The 20,094-nt window shown below is 75.2% G+C and carries 17 protein-coding genes; 9 read left to right on the plus strand and 8 right to left on the minus strand.

The features are described from left to right. Window positions 1-8: 8 nt before the first annotated feature. Complete coding sequence (locus ACYP53_RS12765; protein WP_189926170.1) at window positions 9-614, plus strand: acyltransferase; 606 nt, start codon at window positions 9-11, stop codon at window positions 612-614. A gap of 47 nt (window positions 615-661) precedes the next feature. Here ACYP53_RS12765 and ACYP53_RS12770 read toward each other — a convergent pair whose 3' ends face one another. The 3 genes from ACYP53_RS12770 to ACYP53_RS12780 all read right to left on the minus strand — a co-directional run bounded on the left by ACYP53_RS12770 (window position 662) and on the right by ACYP53_RS12780 (window position 4,534). Further along, the gene (locus ACYP53_RS12770; RefSeq protein ID WP_459647432.1) at window positions 662-2,248 is read right to left on the minus strand and encodes an LCP family protein; all 1,587 of its coding nucleotides are present in this window, start codon (window positions 2,246-2,248) and stop codon (window positions 662-664) included. A 206-nt stretch (window positions 2,249-2,454) separates the two neighbouring features. Continuing rightward, a complete protein-coding gene (locus tag ACYP53_RS12775) occupies window positions 2,455-3,705 on the minus strand; it encodes an LCP family protein (protein ID WP_459647433.1) in 1,251 nt (416 codons plus the stop codon). Between the two features lie 37 nt (window positions 3,706-3,742). Continuing rightward, a complete protein-coding gene (locus ACYP53_RS12780; protein ID WP_189926176.1) occupies window positions 3,743-4,534 on the minus strand; it encodes a TIGR03089 family protein in 792 nt (263 codons plus the stop codon). 104 nt (window positions 4,535-4,638) lie between these two features. On the opposite strand from ACYP53_RS12780, the gene ACYP53_RS12785 reads away from it, so the two are divergent. Beyond that, complete coding sequence (locus ACYP53_RS12785) at window positions 4,639-5,796, plus strand: peptidoglycan recognition protein family protein (protein WP_459647434.1); 1,158 nt, start codon at window positions 4,639-4,641, stop codon at window positions 5,794-5,796. 69 nt (window positions 5,797-5,865) lie between these two features. On the opposite strand, the gene ACYP53_RS12790 is transcribed toward ACYP53_RS12785, so the two are convergent. Next, window positions 5,866-6,366, minus strand: coding sequence for an SgcJ/EcaC family oxidoreductase (locus ACYP53_RS12790; RefSeq protein WP_189926186.1), 501 nt, complete (start codon window positions 6,364-6,366; stop codon window positions 5,866-5,868). A gap of 40 nt (window positions 6,367-6,406) precedes the next feature. Here ACYP53_RS12790 and ACYP53_RS12795 point away from each other — a divergent pair, with 40 nt between their 5' ends. Then, window positions 6,407-7,345 carry a DNA-3-methyladenine glycosylase family protein gene (locus tag ACYP53_RS12795; protein WP_459647435.1) on the plus strand — a complete coding sequence of 313 codons (939 nt, stop codon included), beginning with the start codon at window positions 6,407-6,409 and terminating at the stop codon, window positions 7,343-7,345. Between the two features lie 29 nt (window positions 7,346-7,374). Here the strand turns inward: ACYP53_RS12795 and ACYP53_RS12800 are convergent, their stop codons facing one another. The 3 genes from ACYP53_RS12800 to ACYP53_RS12810 are packed head-to-tail and all read right to left on the minus strand — an operon-like array spanning window position 7,375 to window position 10,303. After that, on the minus strand, window positions 7,375-8,667 hold the full coding sequence (locus ACYP53_RS12800; protein ID WP_459647436.1) for a coenzyme F420-0:L-glutamate ligase: 1,293 nt from the start codon (window positions 8,665-8,667) through the stop codon (window positions 7,375-7,377). Beyond that, entirely contained in the window at window positions 8,664-9,623 is a 960-nt protein-coding gene (gene cofD, locus ACYP53_RS12805; protein WP_189926192.1) for a 2-phospho-L-lactate transferase, read from the minus strand. The genes ACYP53_RS12800 and cofD overlap by 4 nt, the downstream gene beginning before the upstream one ends. Before the next feature lie 41 nt (window positions 9,624-9,664). Then, window positions 9,665-10,303: a cysteine dioxygenase gene (locus tag ACYP53_RS12810; protein WP_229929269.1), complete on the minus strand. Its 639-nt coding sequence runs from the start codon at window positions 10,301-10,303 to the stop codon at window positions 9,665-9,667. A 624-nt stretch (window positions 10,304-10,927) separates the two neighbouring features. On the opposite strand from ACYP53_RS12810, the gene ACYP53_RS12815 reads away from it, so the two are divergent. From ACYP53_RS12815 to ACYP53_RS12825, 3 genes are all read left to right on the plus strand, one after another. Then, a complete protein-coding gene (locus ACYP53_RS12815; RefSeq protein ID WP_063349134.1) occupies window positions 10,928-11,200 on the plus strand; it encodes a WhiB family transcriptional regulator in 273 nt (90 codons plus the stop codon). Between the two features lie 306 nt (window positions 11,201-11,506). Further along, on the plus strand, window positions 11,507-15,400 hold the full coding sequence (locus ACYP53_RS12820) for a glycosyltransferase family 2 protein (protein ID WP_459647437.1): 3,894 nt from the start codon (window positions 11,507-11,509) through the stop codon (window positions 15,398-15,400). A gap of 6 nt (window positions 15,401-15,406) precedes the next feature. After that, entirely contained in the window at window positions 15,407-17,140 is a 1,734-nt protein-coding gene (locus ACYP53_RS12825; RefSeq protein WP_459647438.1) for a DUF5719 family protein, read from the plus strand. Between the two features lie 113 nt (window positions 17,141-17,253). Here ACYP53_RS12825 and ACYP53_RS12830 read toward each other — a convergent pair whose 3' ends face one another. Then, a complete protein-coding gene (locus ACYP53_RS12830) occupies window positions 17,254-17,706 on the minus strand; it encodes a metallopeptidase family protein (protein WP_189926204.1) in 453 nt (150 codons plus the stop codon). 164 nt (window positions 17,707-17,870) lie between these two features. On the opposite strand from ACYP53_RS12830, the gene ACYP53_RS12835 reads away from it, so the two are divergent. The 3 genes from ACYP53_RS12835 to ACYP53_RS12845 all read left to right on the plus strand — a co-directional run bounded on the left by ACYP53_RS12835 (window position 17,871) and on the right by ACYP53_RS12845 (window position 20,086). Beyond that, window positions 17,871-18,236: a DUF3499 domain-containing protein gene (locus ACYP53_RS12835; protein WP_229929271.1), complete on the plus strand. Its 366-nt coding sequence runs from the start codon at window positions 17,871-17,873 to the stop codon at window positions 18,234-18,236. A gap of 128 nt (window positions 18,237-18,364) precedes the next feature. Further along, window positions 18,365-19,750: a phosphomannomutase/phosphoglucomutase gene (locus ACYP53_RS12840; protein ID WP_459647439.1), complete on the plus strand. Its 1,386-nt coding sequence runs from the start codon at window positions 18,365-18,367 to the stop codon at window positions 19,748-19,750. 153 nt (window positions 19,751-19,903) lie between these two features. Beyond that, the gene (locus tag ACYP53_RS12845; RefSeq protein ID WP_189926208.1) at window positions 19,904-20,086 is read left to right on the plus strand and encodes a Trm112 family protein; all 183 of its coding nucleotides are present in this window, start codon (window positions 19,904-19,906) and stop codon (window positions 20,084-20,086) included. Window positions 20,087-20,094 lie beyond the last annotated feature (8 nt).

The following is a 20,094-nucleotide window of genomic DNA, read 5'->3' on the forward strand; positions in this document are numbered from 1 at the left end:
CGCTCCGCATGGGGACGGTTGAGGGTGCGGCGAGGATCGAGCCGAGCGCGGACGTCGACGAACGGGCCGCCATCGGCGCCGGGACGACGGTCTGGCACCTCGCCCAGGTCCGCGAGGACGCGGTGGTCGGCGCGGACTGCGTGATCGGCCGCGGCGCGTACGTCGGGCCGGGCGTGCGGATCGGGGACCGGGTCAAGCTGCAGAACCACGCGCTGGTCTACGAACCGGCTGTGCTCGAGGACGGGGTGTTCGTCGGCCCGGCCGCCGTCCTCACCAATGACCGCTACCCGCGCGCGGTCACCCCGGACGGCCGGCCGAAGGGCCAACCCGACTGGCACGCCGACGGGGTGACGCTCCGTCAGGGCTGCTCGATCGGCGGCCGCGCGGTGCTGGTCGCCGGAGTGACGGTCGGCCGCTGGGCCCTGGTCGCGGCCGGTGCCGTGGTGCACCGGGACGTGCCGGACTTCGCCCTGGTCGCCGGTGTCCCGGCCCGCCGGATCGGCTGGGTCGGCCGCGCCGGCGAGCCGCTGCGGGACGAGGGGGACGGCCGCTGGCGGTGCCCCCGGACCGGCGAGCGCTACCGCGAGGCGGACGGAACCCTCCTGCCGGAGTAGCCACTCGGCGTCCCGGCTCTGTGGCGTCCCGGCTGCTCGGCGTCCGGCTACTTGGCGCAGGCGTCGGTGTCGTCGGCCTGCACCCGCTGGAGGTCCTCGGGCGCCTCGGTCGGCACCGCCGCCGGGGCGGCCGGCGCGGTCAGGGCGTCCTTGCCGAGCACCAGCAGCAGCCCGGCCTTCGGGTCCGCCTTCGCGGCCGGCTTCACGGCGTCGCCCGGCAGCCCGAGGGCGGCGGCCAGGGCGTTGGCCGCGGCCTCCTGGCCGGCCTGGTAGGTGACCGTGGTGGTCGCGGTGACGGGCGCGTCGCTGCCGACCGCGGCCTTGGCGAAGCCCTTCGCCTGGAGCTTGTCGACGGTCGGCCCGGACTGTCCGCGCTTGCCGCTGCCGTTGCGCACCGTCAGCTGGACGTCCTTGGTGTCCACCGCGGGGGCGGCGGCCGGGGTGGTGGCGGCCGGGGTGGCGGCCGGGTCCGCGGCCGGGGGCGGGGTAGCGGTCTCGGTCAGCGAGCGGTCGCCGGCGACCATCGCGAACAGCTGCTTGGCGTCCGGCTGCTTGAAGATCACCCGGTTCTTGTTCTGGGGGTCCTCCAGGACGGGAACGGTGGCGAAGGTGATGTTCTTGGTGTCGACCTTGCTGATGTCCAGCGCGAGGTCCTTGAGCTTGTCCACGCTGCCGATGCCGGAGTCCACGGTGAGCGCCTTGGTGGCGGCGTCCGCGAGCTTGAAGAGCTTGGTCGGGCTGGTCAGGGTGTCGTCGCTCTTGATCTTGCGGATCATCGAGCTGATGAACTGCTGTTGCAGCGGGATCCGGCTGAGGTCGCCGCCGAAGCCCACCGCGTGCCGGGTGCGGACGAAGGCCAGCGCCTCCTCGCCCTGGACCACGTGCCGGCCCTTGGTCATCTTCAGGTGGGAGTCCGAGTCGTTGATGTCCTTGGCCGCGCAGACCTCGACCCCGCCGACGGCGGTGGAGAGGGTCTTCACCGCCTGGAAGTTGACCTGCACGAAGTGGTCGACCCGGATCCCGGTGTTCTTCTCGACGGTCTTCCAGGTGCAGCCCGCGTCCCGTCCGCCCTGGCCGAGGCTGATGTTGAACTCGTCCCGCGGCGAGCCCGGGATCTTCTTCCCCTGGGCGTTCTGGCACTCCGGGATCGGCACCATCAGGTCGCGCGGGAGGCTGATCACCGTCGCGTTGGAGCGGTCCTTGGAGATGTGGAACAGCAGCGTGGTGTCGGCGTGCCCGGCGCTGCCCTCGTCGCCGTACTCGCGCCCGAGGCCCTCCCGGCTGTCGGTGCCGATCACCAGGATGTTCAGCGCCTCACCGGCGGCCTTGGGCCGCTCCGCCTCGTCGCCCAGCTCGACCTTGACCGAGGTCAGGTTGTCGTTGAAGTGCCGGTACAGGTAGTACGCCCCGCCGCAGCCCGCGACCAGCACCAGGGCGCCGGTCCCGGCCGTCCACTTGAGCACCCGCCGGCGCCGGGTCCGCTTGGCGGCGGCGGCCGCCCGCCGCCGGCTGTCCCGGCGGCCCTCCCCGGCCGGAGCCTCGGGCGCTTCGGCGGCCCGGCGGCGGCGCTGCCGGGGGACACCGGGAGCCGGGTCCACCCGGTACCGGCCGCTTTCCGGTTGCTCCTCGTGCACGGGGGTTCCCTACGTTCGACCGGTCACTGCCGCGGCCCGCCATTCCGACAAGCCGATCCGGACACATTAGACGAGTGAAATGAAGGAAACGTCCCCGCTGTGATCTGCATCATGTTTGAACAAAGAAGGGGTAAATTCCGTTAATCGCCGAGCAATTGCCGGAACACCCGCGCCGACCTGCGGCGCGGCCGCGCCCGTCGCTCGGCTCAGTGCTGGGCGCAGGCGTCCACGTCGGCGGTGCGTCCCTCGAACGTGGGTGAGGCACCCGCCGAGGGTGACGCCGCCGCGAACGCCGCCCCGGCGGAGTCCGCGCCCGGCCCCGCACCCGGGCTGGCCCCGGCGCCCGGGTCCGCGCCCGCCGACGGCGTCGGCCCGGGCGGCCGCACGGCGACCGACCCGTCGTCCCGCAGCGCCGCGAACAGCTGCCCGGTCTGCGGCTGCACGAACTCGTCCCGGTCCGAGTCGTAGCGGTACGGGCGGCGCGGCGCGGTCAGGAAGACGACGTTCGCGGTGGGGACGGAGCGCAGGTCCTGGGTGAGGTCGTACAGCGCCCCGAGCGAGGACAGCCCGCCGTCCGCCCGGACGGAGGAGGTCGCCGCGTCCAGCACCGGCCAGAGCCGGGCCGGGTTCAGCAGCACCCCCTGCGACTCCACCTTGCGGATCAGCGAGGCGAGGAACTGCTGCTGACGGCCCATCCGCTGGGTGTCGCTGCCGTCCCCCAGGGACTCCCGGGCCCGGACGTAGCCGAGCGCCTGCTCGCCGTGCAGGGTCTGCCGGCCGGCGGGCAGGTCGAGCTTGGCGTCCTTGTCGTGGATCGGCTGCGGCACGCACACGTCGACCCCGCCGATGGCGTCCACGATCGTCTTGAACCCGCTGAAGTCGAGGATCACGTAGTGGTCGATCCGGATCCCGCTCAGCTGCTCGACGGTGCGGATCGAGCAGGCCGGGCCGCCCGTCTCGAACGCCCAGTTGAACTGCATCAGGGCCGGCCTGCTGCGGGTGCCGTCCGGCTTCTCGCAGGCGGGGACGGAGACCATGACGTCGCGCGGGACGGAGACCGCCGTCGCGTGCCGGCGGTCGGCCGACAGGTGCAGCAGGATCGTGGTGTCCGAGCGCTGGGTGCCCGCGTCGGCGCCGTAGGAGCCGTTCGCGCCGGAGCGGTCGTCGCTGCCGATCAGCAGGAGGTTCTCCGCGCCGCGCGCGCCGGCGCTGCGGCTCGGCCGCTCGGCCTCCAGCTTGGCGAGCAGCCGGTCGGTGGCCGAGTCGGTCCGGATGTTGCCGTCCAGCTTGCGGTAGGCGATCCAGAGCAGCACCCCGCAGGCGACCAGCAGGAACGCGACGGCGCCGGCGGTGATCATCAGCCACCGCCGGCGCTTGCGCGGGCGTCCGGTCCGGCCCTCGGGGGCGTCCGTCGGGGGAGTGTCGGTCGGGGGGTGTTCGGTGTCGTCCTCGGCCATGGCGGGAATCCCTACCCGCCGGGGCCGGGCCCGGGGGTCACCCGAGGCGCAGTGTCACCCGTTCGGATTCGATCCGCTTCTCCCACTGCTCGGCGCTGAGCGACCCCGAGTTGCGGCAGAGCACCACCGAGGCACCGGCCGCCAGCGGCGCCAGCAGGCCGGCCTCCAGGCCCGTCCAGTCGTCGTACGAGAGGGTGGACAGCACGCGGTCCCCGGGCTTCAGGCCGAGGCGCTCGGCGCCCTCCCGGGCCAGCGCGACGGTCTGCTCGCCCGTCAGCTTCAGCGGCAGCCCGTCCACCGCGGTCTCCAGCGCCTGCCCCTCGGGGGCGACGGGGGAGTACGGCGCGAAGCGGTCGCCCTGGCCGGGCACCTCGGCGGCGTAGTCCAGGAAGCCGTCCGGGCGCTGCGGGAAGCGGCCGCCGAGCGGGCGCAGGGCGAGCGCGACCCGCTCGCCCTCGCAGGCGTGGGCGGCCTCCAGCCCGTCCGGGCCGCTGACCACCAGGTCGGCGGTGGACGGGTCCCCGGCGGGCGCCGCCGTCACCCCGACCGACCAGCAGGCGAGCAGCCAGACGGCGCTCTGCCAGTGGGCGGGCAGCAGCAGCGCGGCCCGGTCGTCCGGGCCGGCGTTCAGCTCGTCCTGGAGGAGGTTGGCGGTCTTGGCCACCCAGTTGTCGAAGGTCCGGGCGGACAGCTCCACCCGTTCGCCGGTGGCGTCGTCGTAGAAGGTGACCAGCGGGGCCGCGGGATCGACCGAAGGGGTGCCGCCGCGCAGGAATGCGTGCAGCAGCTCGACGGGGGTGCGGGCATCGGCAGCGAAAGGCGCAGTCATGGTGCGCCCCAGCCTAAGGCCTTCGAGTGGCAGGCCGGGAGGGGTGGCCGAACGGCCGCGGGGCGGCGTGGCGAGTGGTCCGTTTTGCGGCGACGATCCGGTTTATGCCTCTCTCGACCAAGGCCGCGCACCTCGCACTGCCGGCCGCTCTGCTCGCCGGCTGCACCGCCGCCCTGCTCCTCCAGCCCGCCTCCGCCGCCTCCGCCGACCCCTCGGGCCCCCGGCGCCGCGACTTCGCCGCCGGCGCCTCGACCACCTCGATCCCGCTCCCCGCCGGCCACGGCCTCGCCGCGCGCGACACCCCGCCGTTCGAACTCCTCGGGGTCGGCTGGGACGGCCCGCCGGACGCGCTGGCCGGCACCGGGATCCGGGTCCGCACCCGGGACGCGGAGAGCGGGGAATGGGGCGGCTGGCACCCGCTGGAGACCGACGCCGAGGATGGCCCGGACCACGCGCCGCACGGAGCCACCGCTCCCCTGTGGACCGGCCGCAGCGACGGCGTCGAGGTCGACGTCCGGCCCGGCCCCGGCGGACCGCCGCCCGGTCTGCGCCTCGAACTGGTCGACCCCGGCCGGGGCACTGCCGCGGCGGCCGCCCGGACCCTGCCCGCCGAGCCCGCCCGGCCCGCCGACGCCGGCCAGGTCCCGCGTCCGGCCATCGTCACCCGGGCCGGCTGGGGCGCCGACGAGTCGCTGCGCGACCAGGCCTTCGAGTACACCGGCCCGGTCCGCGAGGTCTTCGTCCACCACACCGCCACCGCGACCGACTACGCCTGCGGCGACGCCCCCCGGGTGATCCGGGCGATCTACCAGTACCACGTCAAGACCAGCGGCTGGCGGGACATCGGCTACAACTTCCTGGTCGACCGCTGCGGCACGGTCTACGAGGGCCGCGCCGGCGGGGTCGAGCTGCCCGTCCACGGCGCCCACACCCTCGGCTTCAACACCGACTCCTCCGGCGTCGCCGCGATCGGCACCTACGTCGGCGACCAGCCGCCCCAGCCCCTCCTCGACGGCCTCGCCGCCGTCGCCGCCTGGAAGCTCGGCCTCACCGGCCAACCCGCCGAGGGCCGCACCCCGCTCACCTCGACCTCCGACGCCAGCCGCTACCCCAAGGGCACCGTCGTCGACTTCGACGCCGTCTCCGGGCACCGCGACGCCTTCAACACCGAATGCCCCGGCAACGCCCTGTACGACCGGCTCCCCGCCCTGCGCACGGCCGCGGCCCGGCTGCAGACCCCGCCGGTCCCGCCGACGCCCTGACCGCGGCGCTCCCGGGCTCCCCTCCCCGCGCCCCGTCCGGGGGCGCGGGGAACGTGCCGGCCCCGGCGCTCAGCCGGCGCTCTCCACGGCGCCCCACCGCCGTACCAGCTCCCGCAGCTCCTCCGTCAGCACCGTCCCCAGGTCCGGCCGGAGGTCGTACCGCGCCGGGGTGTTCTGCAGCAGCGCGATCCGCCACCCCGCCCCCGCGTTCACCGCGATCACCGTCTGCACCGCGTTGAGCCCCGGGTCGAGCTCCCGCGCGCCGGCCGGCACCATGCCCACGACGGCCTCCAACTGCGCCACCCCCGCCCCCAGCGCCCGCACCCGGCGGACGGCCGCCACGTAACGGGGCGTCGGGTGGTCCGCGAAGACCCGCCCCAGCTCGGCGGCGATCGCCGACCGGCCCCGGTGCCCGCTCCCGTCGTAGCCGATCACCTCGCCGTCCTCCGCGAACGGCCCGGCGAAGGCCGCGCCGTCCCGCCGGTTCCACCCGTCCAGCATCCGGCGGTACAGCCCCCGCACCGCGATCTCGTCCCCGGAGGGCAGCTCCGGCAGCCGCGTATCGTTCATATCCCCATGGTCGGCGACGGCGGCGAAGGAGGCGACGGCAGTGACGGGCGGGGCGGACGGTACGGGCGGCGGCTCGGCGCGGCGCTGGCGGCCGGGCTTCCCGCTGGACGCGGCCCGGACCCTGCTGCCGCTGCGCCGCGGCCCCGCCGACCCGTCGTACCGCACCACCGGCGACGGCGCCGTCTGGCGCGCCTCCCGCACCCCGGGGGGCATCGGCACCCTGCGGGTGCTGGCGCGCCCCGCCGCGGGCGAGGTCGAGGCGACCGCCTGGGGCCCGGGCGCGGAGTGGCTGCTGAACCGGCTCCCCGTCCTGCTGGGCGCGCAGGACGAACCGGAGGCGCTGGTGCTGCCGCCCGGTCCGCTGCGGGACGCCCAGCGCCGTACCGCCGGGGTGCGGCTGACCCGCACCGGCCTGGTGCTGGAGTCGCTGGTCCCGGCGGTCCTGGAGCAGAAGGTCACCACCGACGAGGCCTACCGTGCCTGGCGCACCCTGCTGCGGGACTTCGGCACCCCGGCGCCGGGCCCGGCCGAGGGGATGCGGGTGCCGCCGTCGGCCCGGGAGTGGGCGCTGATCCCGAGTTGGGAGTGGCACCGGGCGGGCGTGGACCCGAAGCGGTCCGCGACGGTGATGCGCGCGGTCCGGCTGGCGCCCCGGTTGGAGGAGGCGTCCGCGATGGGTCACGAGGAGGCCTTCGCCCGCCTCACCGCCGTCCCGGGCATCGGCGTCTGGACGGCGGCCGAGACCCTGCAGCGCAGCAACGGGGACCCGGACGCGGTCTCGGTCGGCGACTTCCACCTGCCCAACCTGGTCGGCTGGGCGTTGGCCGGCCGCCCCCGCAGCGACGACGCCCAGATGCTCGCCCTGCTGGAGCCCTACCGTCCGCACCGCCACCGCGTCTGCCGCCTGCTGGCGGCCACCGCCGTCCACGCCCCCCGCTACGGCCCCCGCCTCACGCCCAACGACCACCGCCGCCGCTGAGCAGCGGCGGTGCGGGCCCGGGGCAGCGGCTACCGCACCTCGATGAAGGTGTCGGCGGCGCGGGCCGGGCGGTCGCGCGGGGGTTCGGCCGGGCGGCCGACCGCGACGGCGCCCATCGGGTCCCAGCCGTCCGGCAGGTCGAGGGCGGCCCGGACGGTGTCGCGGCAGAACATGGTGGAGGAGACCCAGGCGGAGCCGTAGCCCTCGCCGGTGAGGGCGACCAGCAGGTTCTGCACGGCGGCGCCGGCGGCGACGGTGAACATCTCCCGTTCGGCGGCGGCGCGCCGGGCGTCGGGGTAGTCGTGCGAGCCGTCGGTCACCAGGCAGGGCACCACCAGGTACGGCGCGTCGCGCAGGACGTCGCCGCGGGCGGTGCGGCGGGCGATCCTGGCCTCGTCCCAGCCGTCGAGTTCGCGCAGGTCCCGCTGCCAGGCGGCGAGCATCGCGTCGAGCAGCCGGGTGCGGGTGTCGGGCGACTCCAGCAGCACGAACCGCCACGGGGTGGTGTGGTGCGGGGCGGGCGCGGTGACGGCGGCCGCGACGGCGCGGCGGACGGCGGCCGGGTCGACCGGTTCGGCGGTGAAGGAGCGGACGGTGCGCCGCAGGGTGACGGCCTCCCGCAGGGCTTCGGAGGTGCCGATGCGGAACATGTCGTCCGCGGCGGGCCGGACCAGCGGCCGGGCGCCGGCGCCGTCCTCGGCGGTGACCAGGTGCCCGAGCCCGCGCACGACCGCCACCGGGACGCCGGTGGCCTTGCCCTTGACCAGGTCGGCGGCGGCGGCGAGCTCGTCGGCGGTCGCGGTGACGGTCATCGCCAGCTCGTTGCCGTGGCTGTCGACGCGGCCCCGGTGGTCCTCCAGGGCGGAGAGCCCGGCGGCGCCGATCGCGACGTCGGTGAGCCCGTTGCGCCAGGGCCGTCCGAAGGTGTCGGTGACGACGACCGCGAGCCGGCGGCCGGTGAGTCCCTGCAGCCGGGCCCGCAGGGCGCGGGCCGAGGCGTCCGGGTCCTCGGGGAGCAGCAGCACGGTGCCGGGGGCGGTGTTGGAGGCGTCGACCCCGGCGGCGGCCATGACGAAGCCGTTGCGGTTCTCGACGATCCGGACCGGTCCGCGCCGGGCGACGACCCGGACGGTCTCGGCGTCTATCGCGGCCTCGCGGTCGGCGGCGTGCAGCAGCCGGCCCTCGGCCTTGCTGACGATCTTCGAGGTGACGAGCAGGATGTCGCCGTCCTCGAAGGTCCCGGCCTTGGCGATCAGGGCGCCGAGGTCGGCCCCCGCGTCGACCTCGGGGATGCCGTCGACGCCCAGGATCTCCAGCGTCACCGGCGGACCTGCTCGGCCAGCGCCAGCGCGGCCCGGGCCATCTCGGCGGTGGCCTCGACGTCGGTCATCAGCAGCGGGACGGCCCGGCAGGCGATCCCGGCCTCCTCGACCGCGGCCACCGAGGCCTCGTCGGCGGTGTCGACCAGCCAGCCGTCGATCAGCGCGGAGCCGTAGTTCAGCGCGACGGCCTCCGCGGTGGCCTCGACGCCGACGGCGGCGAGCACCTTGTCGGCCATGCCGCGCACCGGCGCCCCGCCGATGATCGGGGAGAGGCCGACGACCGGCGCCGGGGCGGCGGCGACGGCCTCCCGGATGCCGGGGACGGCGAGGATGGTGCCGATCGAGACGACCGGGTTGGACGGCGGGAAGAGGATGACGTCGGCGGCGGCGATCGCCTCCAGCACGCCGGGTGCGGGCTTGGCGGTGTCGGCGCCGACCGGGACGATCGCCTCGGCGTCCACGGCGGCGTGCAGCCGGACCCAGTACTCCTGGAAGTGGACGGCCCGGGTGCCCTGCTCGTCGGTGATCCGCACATGGGTCTCGACCCGGTCGTCGCTCATCGGCAGCAGCCGCACGCCGGGCTTCCAGCGCACGCAGAGCGCCTCGGTGACCTGACTGAGGCTGTACCCGGCGGTGAGCATCTGGCTGCGGACGAGGTGGGTGGCGAAGTCCCGGTCGCCGAGCCCGAACCACTCGGGGCCGACGCCGTACTCCTTCATCTCGGCCTTGATCGACCAGGTCTCGTCGGTCCGGCCCCAGCCCTGTTCCTCGTGGATGCCGCCGCCGAGGGTGTACATCACGGTGTCGAGGTCGGGGCAGACCTTGAGCCCGTAGAGGTGGATGTCGTCGCCGGTGTTTCCGATGACGGTGATCTCGTCCTGCGGTCCGACCGCCGCGAGGAGTCCGCGCAGGAAGCGCGCCCCGCCGATCCCGCCTGCCAGTGCCACGATGCGCATGGGGTCATCCTGCCACGGCCCGACCCTCCGTCAGCGCGGGCTCAGTGGCTCTCGGACGGCGCCCGCAGCGGCTCCGGGTGCTGCTCGGGGACGGCGTGGGTGCCGTACTGGTTCATCTCGGTGAGGCCCGGGGTGTAGAGGTGGATGGAGACGGCGGGTTCGAGGGCGCCGTTGACCACCTCGTGCAGGTAGCCGGAGGAGAAGACCCGGTGGCCGCCGGGCCTGAGCGTGCGGGCGCCCTCGCCGGCGTGCGTGAGGGAGCGCTCGATGAGCTCGCCCCGGACGACGGTCATCACGCCGGAGGACTCGCCGTGGTCGTGGAAGCCGCTGCTCTGGCCGGGCAGCCAGCTGAGCAGCCAGACCTCGTAGCCGGGGCCGGTCTCCAGCCGGGCGTACCAGCGGGTCAGCGCGTCGTAGCGGACCAGCGGCTCCCAGCGGGCGCGGTCGGCGGCGATCTCGCGGACCAGCCTGGCGTACTCGGCCACGGTGGTGGGGTGGGCCGGCAGGTCGGTGCGGGCGAGGTGGGGGAAGGCGAGCGGGTCGCCGGCGATGGAGACGTCGCTGAGGCCGTCCGCCCAGCGGCGTCCGTCGGCGGGGCGGCCGGTGCGGGCGGGGGAGAGGCCAAGGCGGGCGAGCTTGTTGCGGTCGCGGTTCCGCCTGCGGATGCGGATCATGCGCACGGGAGTCGTCCTCGGAGGAGTCGGCTGGATTCGTCGGGATCAGCCGGGTCCGGGATGTCCTGGGGCGGGAATCGCGGGCGGCCTCTGTGCTTCCTGGGGGCGGCGCGCGGTGGGACGCGGGCGCCTAGATACAGCAGGAACAGAGGCGACAACAAGAGTTCACGGCACGGCGAAGCGTGGAACCGCTCCGGGGGCTGGCGAACTCTGACATAGGGAAAAGGACACCGCATCCGCAGGGCCGGTGTCAAACCGATCGATGCGGCATTCGAGTGGGTTCGATCCGGATCTTGCCCTGATGGGGTGATTCATCACTGTCTATGTTTCGATGGGAAGATCGCCGGGAAGGCAGGCCGATGACCGGCCTGTGGTGGTGACCGGGCGTCACCTGGCGAATGGTTGCGGACGGTTCGGCGCTGTTCAGGACCTTGAAGCAGAAGGTCCGTTGTGTCCGAATATGTACACTATTCGTAACGGCTTGGTGCCGGGGAGTGAATCCTGGCTCCAATACCAGAGCTCGGCTTGACTGAGCCAGAGTGACGCAACTGTAATTTCACTCGTGTCGTCAGCCGCACGAGGCAACGGCAACCACGGGGACGCCAAGTAGGGGCAGAGGAGGCGCGCCACATGAGCGAGCTCTTTGAGCTGTTGATCGGGGACGGCATCGCGGAGGAGGAAGAGGAACTCGGTTGGCAGGAGCGCGCGTTGTGCGCCCAGACCGACCCGGAGTCCTTCTTCCCCGAGAAGGGCGGCTCAACCCGCGAGGCCAAGAAGGTCTGCCTCGCCTGCGAGGTCCGGTCCGAGTGCCTGGAGTACGCCCTCGCCAATGACGAGCGGTTCGGCATCTGGGGCGGCCTCTCCGAGCGCGAGCGCCGGCGGCTCAAGAAGAGCGCGGTCTGAGCGGGCGGGCCCCGGCTCCCGCTGATCCCTCGACAACGACGGACAACCGCACAGCCGTACGGGCGCCTCACCGCGGTGGTGGGGCGCTTTCGTGTTCCCGGCCCGGTCCCACCGGCTCCCGGTAGCCCCGCCGCCGTCCCCTCCCGGCCCTCTCCCGGCCCCCGCTCCCGCCGCCGCCCGGCCCCCGCCTTCACCGTCCCCGCACCGGCTCCCGGACGAACCGTCCACCGGGAGCCGTTAGTGTGGTGCGCCATCCGGTTGCCGTTCACCGGCTGTGTCCACCGAGAACTGGGGCCCGCGCACTCGATGACCGTCTACAGCCACCAGAGCGGCTTCACCGCTTCCAGGCCACCCGCCTATCCGCGCCACCTGGTCACCGCGGTGATCGTCTCGCACGACGGAGCCCGCTGGCTCCCGCAGGCGATGGCCGGCCTGCTCGGCCAGGACCGCCAGGTCCAGCGCGTCCTCGCGGTCGACACCGGCTCCACCGACAACTCCCCGCAGCTGCTCGCGGACACCCTCGCCGACTGGCTGCCGGACAGCGGCCCGCTCGTCCTCGGCCGCCGGGCCGGCTTCGGCACCGCCGTCGCCGAGGCCGTCTTCAACAGCCCGCCGCTGCGCCCGGAGGACCTGCCGTACCGGCTCGACCCCTCCGGCTACGACCCGGTCACCGGCGGCTGGGACGACTTCGGCGACCCGCTCGCCCAGGAGGACGACCTCGGCCGCGGCGGCCCGCGCGAGACCGAGCCGGTCGAGTGGCTCTGGCTGCTGCACGACGACTGCGAGCCGCAGACCGACGCGCTGCGCCGCCTGCTCCAGGTCGCCGACTCCACCCCCAGCGCCGCGGTGGTCGGCCCCAAGCTGCGCAGCTGGTACGACCGCCGCCAGCTCCTGGAGGTCGGCGTGACGATCGCCCGCTCCGGGCGGCGCTGGACCGGCCTCGACCGCCGGGAGCAGGACCAGGGCCAGCACGACCAGGTCCGCCCGGTGCTCGCCGTCTCCAGCGCCGGCATGCTGGTGCGCCGGGACGTCTTCGAGGAGCTCGGCGGCTTCGACAAGGCCCTCCCGCTGATGCGGGACGACACCGACTTCTGCTGGCGGGTCAACGCCGCCGGCCACCGCGTCGTCATCGCCCCGGACGCCGTGCTGCGGCACGCCGAGGCGGCCAGCCGCGAGCGCCGCGCCATCGACTGCGGCGGCGGCCACCCGCACCGGGTGGACAAGGCGGGCGCCGTCTACACCCTGCTCGCCAACTGCCGGGGAGCGCTGTTCCCCTACGTCCTGCTGCGGCTGGTGCTCGGCACGCTGGTGCGGGCCGTCACCAACCTGCTCGGCAAGGACCCGCGGCAGGCCTTCGACGAGCTCGCCGGCCTCGGCCACGAACTCGTCCGGCTGCCGAGGCTGCTGGCCGCCCGCAAACGGCGCGCCCGGACCAGGGCGGCGGACGCCCTGGACGACCGCACGCTCTTCCCGGCGCCCGGCGCCACCACCCGGCTCGCCGTCGAGGGCGTCATCGGCTCGCTCGGGATAGGGGGCGGCGACGACACCGGCGGCCGGCACGGCTCGGCCGAGGCCGGCGGCGACGAGGACTCCGAGGACCTGGTCGTCGAGCAGTTCGCGCTGGTCAAGAAGCTCGCCCGGCGCCCGGCGCCGGTGCTGTTCGCGGCCCTGCTGGTGTTCGCCCTGGTCGCCTGCCGGGGCCTGTTCGGCAGCGGCGCGCTGTTCGGCGGCGCGCTGCTGCCCGCCTCCGACGGCGCCGGCGGCCTCTGGTCGATGTACGCGGACGCCTGGCACCCGGTCGGCACCGGCTCCACCTCCGCCGCGCCGCCGTACCTCGGCGTGCTCGCGGTGCTCTCCTGGCTGTTCTTCGGCCACGCCGACCTCGCGCTCACCGTGCTCGTGGTGCTCACCGTCCCGCTGGCCGCGGTCAGCGCCTACCTGGTGTCCCGGCCGCTGCTGGACTCCAAGCTCGTCCGCGCCTGGGCCAGCGCCACCTACGCGCTGCTGCCCGCCGCGACCGGCGCGCTCGCCCAGGGCCGGATCGGCACCGCCGTCCTCGCCGTGCTGCTGCCGCCGCTGGCCCGCGCCGCGGCGATCGCGGCCGGCCTCGGCATCCGGGACGAGAGCGCCGCCAAGGGCGCCCGCCCGGGCTGGCGGCCGGTCTGGATGGCCGTCCTGCTGCTCACCCTGGCCACCGCCTTCGTCCCGCTGACCTGGGCGCTCGCGGTGCCGCTCTGCCTGGCGATGCTGGTCGTCGCGGTGGTCCGCGGCGGCGCGTTCGGTTCCGGCGGTACGGCGCTGCGGCTGCTCGGCCTGCGCGTCCTGGTGATCCTCGCGGTCCCGGTCGGCGTGCTGGCCCCGTGGTCGCTCAGCGTGCTGTCGCACCCGCAGTGGCTGCTGCTGGAGGCCGGGCTGCCCGGCCTGAACGGCGCCGGCGCGAGCGCGGCCGGCCTGCTGCTGGTCAACCCGGGCGGCGCCGGCGTGCCGCCGGTCTGGCTGTCGGCGGGCGTCGTGCTCGCCGCGCTCGCCGCGCTGCTGCGCGCCGACCGCCGCCGCGCGGTGCTCGCCGCCTGGGGCGCGGCCGGCGCCGGCCTGGTCTTCTCGGTCGTGGTGGCGGGCACCTCCGTCACCCCGGCCTCCGGCGGCCCGGCGGTGCCCGCCTGGGCCGGCCCGGCCACCCTGATCGCCGGGATCGCCCTGCTGGCCGCGGCCGCGATCGGCGCCGACGGCGCCAACGCCCGCGTCGCCGGGATCGCCTTCGGCTGGCGCCAGCCGGTGGCCGCCCTGGTGGTGGCCGCGGCCGTGCTGGCCCCGCTGGGCACCGGCCTGTGGTGGGCGCTGACCGGCCCCGGCAAGCCGCTGGACCGCGGCGAGGCCGGCCAGGTGCCCGCCTTCATCGCCGAGGAGGCCGGCACCACCGACCGGGCCCGCACCCTGGTCGTCACCGGGGAGAAGACCGGCGGCTCCGTCCGCTACACCGTGCTGCGCGGCGCCGGCCTGACGCTCGGCCAGGCCGAGTCCACGGTGGACCCGGCGACCGGCACCCAGGACGGCCTGAACAAGACGGTCGGCAGCCTGCTGGCCGGGTCCGGCGCCGACCAGGCCAGTGCGCTGGCCGGCTACGGCATCGCCTACGTGCTGGTCCGGCAGCCGGTGATCGACGTCTTCAAGGACGTCCTGGACACCACGCCCGGCCTGGTCAAGGCCAACCAGGACAACGGTGCCGCGCTCTGGCAGGTCAGCGGCGTCCCCGCGGTCCGCGCGGTGATCACCACCCCGGGCGGCAAGCCGGTGGTCGTCCCGTCCGGCACCCGCGACCTCGCGGCCACCGTCCCGGCCGGCCCGGACGGCCGGGTGCTGCGGCTCGCCGAGTCCGCGGCCCCGGAGTGGAAGGCCACCCTGGACGGCACCGCGCTGGAGCCCACCACGGTCGACGGCTGGGCGCAGGGCTTCAAGCTCCCGGCCGGCGGCGGCAAGCTCGCCGTCACCCGGGAGGGCGGCCTCGCCCACACCGGCTGGATCTGGGCCCAGGTGCTGCTCGGCCTGACCGTGCTGGTGCTGGCCCTGCCCGGCCGCCGCAACCACAACGACGACGACCTGCCCGAGGAGGTGGTGGCCGCCGCCGCGCTGGCCGCCGCCGCCCAGGCGCAGGCGCCCGCCCCCGGCAGCCGCCGGGCCCGCCGGATGGCGGAGCGCGGCGAGGGCGGCGAGCCCGGCACCGACGAGTCCGGGGTGTACGAGGGCAGGCCCGGCGCCGTCCCGGCGCAGCCGGCCGGCGAACCGGTGACCGGGGCGGTCCAGGCGGCCGCCGCCGTCCAGGAGGCCGAGCCGTACACCGACCCGTACCAGACGTACCAGCAGGCCGACCCGTACAGCTACGACCAGTACGCGGCCCAGCAGCCGGTGACCGCGCCGTACGGCGGCCAGGGCGACTGGGGGGCACCCCAGCAGCAGGCCTACCCCGAGCAGGGCCACCCCCAGCAGGGCCACCCCCAGCAGGGCTACGACCAGGGCTACGAGCAGCAGGGCTTCGAGCAGCCGTACCAGCCGGAGCAGCAGCCCTACGGCTACGACCCGTACCAGCAGCCGGAGCACCAGCAGCCCTGGGTGCCGGGGCAGCAGCAGGCCGACCCGTACTACGACCCGAACGACCCCAACGGCACCGGCCGGTACCCGCACCAGCCCGGATCGGGGAGCTGACCCGCGATGAAGAAGCCCGCATTCAGGAAGAAGTCCGGCCCCGACGAGGCCCCTGAGCCCGTCGGGAGCTCCCGCCCGGCGGAGCCGGCCGAGGCCGCCCCGGCCGCCGGGGCGAGCCGGTTCGCCGGGAAGGCCGGCGGGACGAGGACCACCCCGTCCCTGCTCGCCGCCGCCGTGGTGCTCGCGGCGGTGTTCGGGATCGCCCAGGTGCGCCCGCCGGCCGCCCCGGCCCGGGCGGACGCGGCCGCGGCCCCGAGCACCGCGCAGGTCGAGCGGACGGCGGCGGTCTGCCCGCAGCCGCTGCAGGGCCTGACCGGCTCGACCACGCTCACCGCGTACACCCCGCCCGGGACAGGACCGGCCACCGGCGGCGCCGGCTGGCTCGCCGACGCGGCCGCGCCCGCCGTACCCGCCGCGCAGCCCTCCGGCACCCCCTCGGCGGCGGCCACCCCGACGCCCACCGCGCCCGCCACCCCGGCCGCGACCGGCTCGGGCGCCCCGGCCGCGCCGGTCCCGGACAAGAACGCCGCGCCCGCGGACGCCCGGCTGACCCTGGCCAAGCCCGGCACCCCGGCCAGCGGGCCGGCGGCCAACGGCGACACCGCGTCCGGCACCGGGGCGGTCGGCAGCGGCGTCCTCGCCCCGGGCTTCACCGTCACCCAGACCACCGTGGTCACCGAGCAGCGCGGCCTCGGCCTGTCCGGCCTCACCTGCACCCCGGCCGGGACCGGCTTCTGGTTCGCCGGGGCCAGCACGGCCGGCGACCGGGTCGACTACCTCAGCCTGGTCAACACCGAGTCCTCCGCCGCCGTCGTCGACATCAAGCTGTACGGCGACAAGGGCCTGATCGAGAACGACGCGGCCAACGGCCTCACCGTCGCCCCCGGCAGCTCCCAGTCCGTCCTGCTGTCGACCCTCAGCAAGGGCGCCGTCACCGACCTCGCCGTGCACGTGGTGGTCCGCTCCGGCCGGATCGGCGCCGCGCTGCACGCCGCCGACGGCAACAAGGGCGCCGACTGGATCCCGGCCTCGGCCGCCCCGGCCGCCACCCAGGTGCTGCCCGGCCTGCCCGCGGACACCTCGAGCGCCCGCCTGGTGGTCTGGGCTCCGCCGGAGGACGACGCCGACCTGAAGATCCAGCTGTCCGGCAAGAACGGCTGGTTCACCCCCGCCGGCAACGAGTCGATCCACGTCAAGGCGGGCATGGTGGCCGCCGTCGACCTCGGCAAGGTCACCCGTGACGAGGTCGCCGGGCTGCGGCTGTCGCCCAGCGACGACAAGCACCCCACCCCGATCGTGGCCGGGCTGCGGGTGGACCGGGCGGCGGGCAACGGCAAGAGCGACGCGGCCTGGCTCACCGGCAGCAACCCGGTCGGTGCCCGCGCCACCGTCGCCGACAACCGGGCCGGCGCTTCGACGCTCTTCCTGACCTCCGCCGGCGACGCCGCCACCGTCCGGGTCACCGCCTCGGCCGGCAGCGGCGGCGGCACCCCGGCCACCAAGGAGGTCCAGGTCCCGGCCGGCGGCACCGTCGCGCTCCCGGCGCCCGAGCCCGCCGGGCTGAACGGCGTCTTCGCGCTCACCGTGGAGACCCTCTCCGGCGGCCCGGTGGTCGCGGCCCGGATGCTCTCCATCCCGGCCAAGGACGTGCCGATGTTCACCGTCCAGGCGCTGCGCGACGACCACAGCACCGTCAAGGTCCCGCAGGCCGCCCAGGACCCGGGCGTCGTCCTGCGCTGAGCGGTCGTCCTGCGCTGAGCGGTCCTCCTGCGCTGATCCGACGTCCTGCGCTGAGCCGACGGACGGCTGACGGAGGGGGGTGGCACCCGCGGGTGCCACCCCCCTCCGTCAGCTCACTCCTCGTCGTAGCGCGGGTCGATCGCGTCCGGCGAGAGCCCCAGCAGCTCGGCGACCTGCTCGATCAGGATCTCGTGCACCAGGGCCGCGCGGTCCTCCCGGGTCTTCGCCCGGATCTCCACCGGCCGCCGGTACACCACGATCTGGCTCTTGCGGCCCTGCTTGCCCGGCGACACCCGCCCCAGCGGCACGCCGTCCTCGGCGTCGGCGCCGTCCGGATCGCGCAGCGGCACCTCCTGGACGGCGAACTCCACCTCGATCAGCTGCGGCCAACGCCGCTCCAGCCGCTCCACCGACTCGCGCACGTAGTCGTCGAACAGTTCGGAGCGGGTGAGCGAGATCGGCACCTGCGGCGGCGCCAGCGGCCCGCGCAGCCCCCTGCCGTGCCGGTCGCGGTGCCGGGGGCGGCGCGCTGGGCCTGTCGATGACTGCGGTGCGGAGCTGTCCATATCACTGCCGAGAGTAGTCCTTGGACGGTCGGAAGTGGACCACTCCGGCGGGGAATCGCCCGGGGCGGCCGATACGCGGCCCCGGCGCTCGGAGGGCGACACGGCACACCCTCCGGGCAGGCGGTCTTCGCTCCCCGGCGGGGAGTGCGGTACCGTCCACCCTCGTGAGCTCTGTACGTCGTTGTTCGCGGACCGCGTGCGGCCGGCCGGCCGTCGCAACGCTGACGTACGTCTACGCGGACTCGACGGCCGTCCTCGGCCCGCTCGCGACCTACGCCGAGCCGCACTGCTACGACCTGTGCGCCGAGCACGCCGAGCGCCTCACCGCCCCGCGCGGCTGGGAGGTCGTCCGGCTCGCCCTCTCGCCGGGGCCGCTGCGCCGCAGCAGCGACGACCTGGAGGCCCTCGCCAACGCCGTGCGCGAGGCCGCCCGCCCGCAGACCCCCCGTCAGGGCCGCGCGCCCGAGGGCGAGTCCACCGAGGGCAGCCGCCGCGGCCACCTCCGGGTGCTGCGCTCGCCCGACAACTGAGGACTCTCCCGGCACGGGACGTTCGTCCGGCCCGGGTACGCTGCCGGTCTACCGCCACCGCGCCCGTCGACCGGACGGGCGGTGGCCGTACCGTGACCGACCAGTACAGAGACCAGGGTGGAGCCGCAGTGCGCGACCTCAAGCAGCTCGTGAAGGCGTACGACGTCCGAGGCGTCGTCCCGGACCAGTGGGACGAGAGCCTGTCCCGGGCCTTCGGTGCCGCGTTCGTGCAGGTCACCGGCGCGACCGCGATCGTGGTCGGCCACGACATGCGCCCCTCCTCCCCGGCACTCAGCCTGGCCTTCGCCGAGGGCGCCGCGGCCTACGGCGCCGACGTGGTGCGGATCGGGCTCTGCTCGACCGACCAGCTCTACTACGCCAGCGGCAAGCTCGACCTGCCCGGCGCGATGTTCACCGCCAGCCACAACCCGGCCCAGTACAACGGCATCAAGCTGTGCCGGGCCGGCGCCGCCCCGGTCGGCCAGGACACCGGCCTGTCCGAGATCCGCGAGCTGGTCGAGTCCTGGACGGCCGAGGACGACACCGTCACGGTCCCGGCCAAGGACGTGAAGCCCGGCGCGCTCTCCGAGCAGGAGACCCTGCGCGGCTACGCCGACCACCTGCTGGGCCTGGTCGACCTCACCGCGATCCGCCCGCTCAAGGTCGCCGTGGACGCCGGCAACGGCATGGGCGGCCACACCGTGCCGACCGTCTTCGACGGCCTGCCGATCGAGCTCGTCCCGATGTACTTCGAGCTGGACGGCACCTTCCCGAACCACGAGGCCAACCCGCTCGACCCGAAGAACCTGGTCGACCTGCAGGCCAAGGTCCGCGAGGTCGGTGCCGACGTGGGCCTGGCCTTCGACGGCGACGCCGACCGCTGCTTCGTCGTCGACGAGCGCGGCGAGCCGGTCTCCCCGTCCGCGATCACCGCCCTGGTCGCCGCCCGCGAGATCGCCCGCGCCCAGGCCGCCGGCGAGGCCGAGCCGACCGTCATCCACAACCTGATCACCTCCTGGACCGTCCCCGAGGTGGTCCGCGAGCTGGGCGCCAAGCCGGTCCGCACCCGGGTCGGCCACTCCTTCATCAAGCAGGAGATGGCCGTCACCGACGCCGTCTTCGGCGGTGAGCACTCCGCGCACTACTACTTCCGCGACTTCTGGCGCGCCGACACCGGCATGCTGGCCGCCCTGCACGTGCTGGCCGCGCTCGGCGGGCAGCCGGGCACGCTGTCCGCGCTCACCGCCGAGTACGACCGCTACGCCGCCTCCGGCGAGATCAACAGCACCGTCGCCGACCAGGCCGCCAGCACCGCCGCCGTCCGCGCCGCCTACGCCGGCCTGGAGGGCACCAGCGTCGACGAGCTGGACGGCCTCACCGTGGCCGGCCCGGACTGGTGGTTCAACCTGCGCGCCTCCAACACCGAGCCGCTGCTGCGCCTGAACGTCGAGGCCAAGGACCCGGCGAAGATGGCCGAGCTGCGCGACGGCGTGCTCGCCGTCGTCCGCGGCTGAGCCGACGGAGCCTGAGCGGACGCACGTGAGCGGCCGCGCCTGAGCGGACGCCGTCGAGCGGACGCGCCTGACCTCAGCGGGCGGTGCCCCGGCCGGTAGGGTTGCCTATCGGCCGGGGCACCTCCGTGCCGTCACCGATCTTTGGAGAGCCCCATGAAGCTCGAATCCTTCCTCCTGGAGATCCTGGTCTGCCCGCAGTGCCGGGCCGGCCTCGTCGAGGGCGGCACCGAGGAGCAGCCCGAACTGGTCTGCACCGGCGCCGAGTGCGGCCTCATCTACCCGGTTCGCGACGGCATTCCGGTGCTCCTGGTGGACGAGGCCCGCCGCCCGGCCTGATCCTGGGG

The sequence above is a fragment of the Kitasatospora sp. Ki12 genome (assembly GCF_054601375.1).